The sequence below is a fragment of the Streptomyces sp. NRRL B-24572 genome, assembly GCF_002156145.1.
GTDB lineage: Bacteria > Actinomycetota > Actinomycetes > Streptomycetales > Streptomycetaceae > Streptomyces > Streptomyces vietnamensis.
In genome coordinates this window covers 1-3,679 of sequence record NZ_MWIG01000647.1, presented here as the reverse complement: position 1 = coordinate 3,679, position 3,679 = coordinate 1, and the positions used below count along the sequence as shown (strand labels likewise).

The window sequence follows — 3,679 nt, the reverse complement described above, 5'->3', positions numbered from 1 at the left end:
AGGTACGCCTCCCAGCCGGTGTTGTGGACGTCCAGCGCGGCCCGCTGCGGGTCGAGGTGGAAGACCCGGTTCACGGTGTCGGCGAGGAGCCGCACGTCGTGGCTGATCAGCACGAGTCCGCCCCGGTGGGCGGCGAGGTGGCCGCGCAGCCAGCCGATCGAGTCGGCGTCCAGGTGGTTGGTCGGCTCGTCGAGCAGCAGCGTGCCGACCCCGCCGTGACCGTCACCGACCGGATCCTGTCCGCGCGCGGACTGGACCGGGCGGTCCGGCGGCTCGCGGAGGCCGCCCGAAGGCTCGGCGAGGCGCCCGACGCGCGGGCGCTCGCCGCGTACGACGCGGCCGAGACCGCCTTCGAGGCGGGCGGCGGGTACGCGGCGGAGGCGGAGGCCGCCCGGGTCGCCGCCGGCCTCGGCCTGCCCGTCGAACTCATGGACCGGCCCGTCGGCCGGCTGTCCGGCGGCCAGAAGCGCCGGGTCGAACTGGCCCGGATCCTCTTCGCCGGTCACGGGCGGGACGGCACGCTGCTGCTCGACGAGCCGACCAACCACCTGGACGCCGACTCGATCGGCTGGCTGCGCGGCCACCTCGCCGCCCACCGGGGCGGACTCGTGCTGATCAGCCACGACGTGCGGCTCCTCGCCGACACCGTGAACCGGGTCTTCCACCTCGACCCGCAGCGGGCCGCGCTGGACGTCCACAACACCGGCTGGGAGGCGTACCTCCTCCAGCGGGACGCCGACGAGCGGCGCCGGGTGCGCGAGCGCGCCAACGCCGAACGGAAGGCGGCCGCCCTGCACGCGCAGGCGGACCGCATGAAGTCCCGCGTGGCGACGGCGACGACGGCCCGCAGCATGGCCCGCCGGGCCGACCGGATGCTCGCGGGTCTCGACCCGGTACGGCAGGCCGAGCGGGTCGCCCGCATCCGGCTGCCGGAGCCCGCGCCCTGCGGCCGGACGCCGCTGGGCGCGGTGTCACTCACCAAGGCGTACGGGGAGCGGCCGGTGCTCGACGGGGTGGACCTGGCCGTGGACCGGGGCGGCCGGCTCGTCGTCCTCGGGCTCAACGGGGCCGGCAAGACGACCCTGCTGCGGCTCCTCGCCGGACAGGAGGCCCCCGACGCGGGGCGGGTGGTGCGCGGACACGGGCTGCGGCTCGGCTACTTCGCCCAGGAGCACGAGACGCTGGCCCCGGAGCGCACGGTCCGGGAGAACCTCGCGGCGGCCGCTCCCCACCTGACGGACGGTGAGGTACGGGCGGTGCTCGGCGCGTTCCTGTTCCGGGGCGACGACGCCGACAAGCCGGCCGGGGTGCTCTCCGGCGGCGAGAGGACACGGCTCGCACTGGCCGCCCTGGTCCACTCCGGTGCGAACGTGCTGCTCCTCGACGAGCCCACCAACAACCTGGATCCCGCCTCGCGCGACGAGGTCCTGGCGGCCGTGGGCACGTACCCGGGCGCGATCGTGATGGTCACGCACGACGAGGGCGCGATCGACGCGCTGCGCCCGGAGCGGGTCCTGCTGCTCCCGGACGCGGACGAGGACCTGTGGAGCGCTGAGTACCGGGGGCTGGTCACCCTGGCGTGAACGCCCGTCAACGGGTTGGGGTGGCGGGGATCTCCGGGTGCGGCGGCGGGGCTGCGCGGGCCGCCAGTTCGTCGCGTCGACGTGTGAGACGGGCGATCTCCGCGTCGAGGGCCGCGAGCCGGCGGCTCACGACCGGGGACGCCCGCACGCAGACGCCCTCGGGGACCCGGCGGGAGCGGATCGCGTCCATGTCGAGGAGGGGAAGGCGGTCCACGCACGCGCGTACGTCCTCGATCGTCAGGCCGAGGGCGAGGAGTTCCCGCACGACCCGGACGCGTGCCACGTCGTCCGGATCGAGCCGGCCGGACAGGGCACCGACGAGGACGGCCCGCGCGCCGGGCCGGGCGGCGGCGACCGCCGCGCTCAACTGCTCGCCGCCGACCGTGTCGAGAAGGACGTCGACGCCCTCGGGCGCGGCTTCGGCGAGCTGTGCGGGGAAAGGTGCGGGGGCGCCGCGGACGACGGCCGCGTCATAGCCGAGTTCGGTGACGAGCCGCTCCGCCTTGGCCGGTGAGCCGGTGCTGCCGATCACCCGGCCCGCGCCGAGGAGCCGGGCGATCTGCCTGGTCATGGTGCCGACGGCACCGGCCCCGCCGGTGACGAGGACCGTGTCCCCGGCGCGCACCTCGGCGCCGCGGGTGAGGGCGGCGTACGCGGTCCAGCCCTGGGAGAGGTGGGCGACCGGGTCGGGCAGCGAGTCGCCGAGGGGCGTGAGGCCGGCCGCGGGCACGGCGGCGTACCCGCGCCAGCCGTGCCGGTGGGAGACGAGGTCTCCGGGGCGCAGGCCGCTGCCGTGCGGGGCGGAGACGACCTCGCCGACGGCCGCCCCGAAGAGGGGGTCGCCGGGTTCGACGGACGGGAAGGGAGCCCCCTTCAGTCCGCCGCCGATGACGGTCCGCACTGCTGCGGAGACCGCGAACCAGCGGTTTCTGACGAGGACTTCGCCGGGGGCAGGGACGGGCAGGGCGGTCTGGACGAGTGCGAAGTGCTCGGGGGCCGGGAGGCCGCGCTCGGGTCGGATGCGCAGCCGGATCTCGCGGCGGGTGGGCATGGAGCGCTCCAGGAGGAGGGTCGGTCGGGTCGGCGGGACCGTAAACCCTGACCCGCGCGTCAGGGTCAAGTCCGTGACGGGAGAGGGGAATCCCCGAGTGCCACCGCCGCCGGCCCGCCCTAGCCTGGAGACATGATCATCGATGCGAAGACCCATGTGCGAGTCGCCCGCCCTTCGCGGGATCTCGCCGCCGCCGAGCGGTTCTACGTCGACGGGCTCGGCCTTGAAGTGCAGTGGCGGAGCACGGCGCGGGTGCCCGGGAAGCACGATCTGCTCATGCTCGGGCCCCCGGGCGGGGGCTGGCACTTCGAGCTGACCTTCGATCCCGAGCACCCGCTGGAGCCGACGCCGACCGTCGAGGACCTGTTCGTCGTCTACCTCGGCGCGCCCGTCGAGGAGGAGCAGGTGGAGCGGCTGATCGCCGCGGGCGGGACCCGGGTGCCCGCCCACAACCCGTACTGGGACGAGTACGGGGTCACCGTCGCCGACCCGGACGGGTACCGGCTCGTCCTGTGCTCCCGGAGCTGGTCCATATGAACCGGGCCTGATGCACCAGGCCTGATGCACCGCGCCCGGCGAACCAGGCCGGATGAATCGGGCCCGACGGACTAGGCGGTGCGTACCGCGCGCAGGACGACGAACTTCGCGTCGCTCGCGACGAGTTCGCTGTTGCCGAAGATCCGGCGGAGCGTGACGTGGTAGCCGAGGTGCCGGTTGCCGATGACCCACAGCTCGCCGCCGGGCCGCAGCGCGCGCCGCGCGTCGGCGAACATGCGGCGGGCGGTGCGGTCGGTGGTGGCCTGGTGGCTGTGGAACGGCGGGTTGTTGAGGACGAGGTCCACCGAGCCGGGGGCGAGCTCGGTGAGCCCGTCGCCGACGAGGAACTCGGCCTTGCGGTCCGGGCCCACGTGGGCGCGGAAGTTCTCCTCGGCCGAGGCGACCGCCTGGTACGACTCGTCGGTGAAGACCAGTTCCGCCTCGGGTTCGTGGAGGGCGATGGCGAGGCCGACGACGCCGTTGCCGCAGCCGAGGTCGGCGACGCGGG

General features: G+C 75.0%; 4 protein-coding genes. 2 read left to right on the top strand and 2 right to left on the bottom strand.

Annotation, left to right across the window (positions count from 1 at the left end):
* Window positions 1-98: 98 nt before the first annotated feature.
* Window positions 99-1,583: an ABC-F family ATP-binding cassette domain-containing protein gene (locus tag CCN56_RS32615; protein WP_373412928.1), complete on the top strand. Its 1,485-nt coding sequence runs from the start codon at window positions 99-101 to the stop codon at window positions 1,581-1,583.
* Between the two features lie 7 nt (window positions 1,584-1,590).
* On the opposite strand, the gene CCN56_RS32610 is transcribed toward CCN56_RS32615, so the two are convergent.
* A complete protein-coding gene (locus CCN56_RS32610; RefSeq protein ID WP_179200060.1) occupies window positions 1,591-2,634 on the bottom strand; it encodes a zinc-binding dehydrogenase in 1,044 nt (347 codons plus the stop codon).
* A gap of 132 nt (window positions 2,635-2,766) precedes the next feature.
* Here CCN56_RS32610 and CCN56_RS32605 point away from each other — a divergent pair, with 132 nt between their 5' ends.
* Window positions 2,767-3,171 carry a VOC family protein gene (locus CCN56_RS32605; protein ID WP_086831480.1) on the top strand — a complete coding sequence of 135 codons (405 nt, stop codon included), beginning with the start codon at window positions 2,767-2,769 and terminating at the stop codon, window positions 3,169-3,171.
* Window positions 3,172-3,242: 71 nt separating this feature from the next.
* On the opposite strand, the gene CCN56_RS32600 is transcribed toward CCN56_RS32605, so the two are convergent.
* Window positions 3,243-3,679, bottom strand: a 437-nt coding sequence (locus CCN56_RS32600) for a class I SAM-dependent methyltransferase (protein ID WP_143664692.1), incomplete at its 5' end; no start/stop codon positions are given.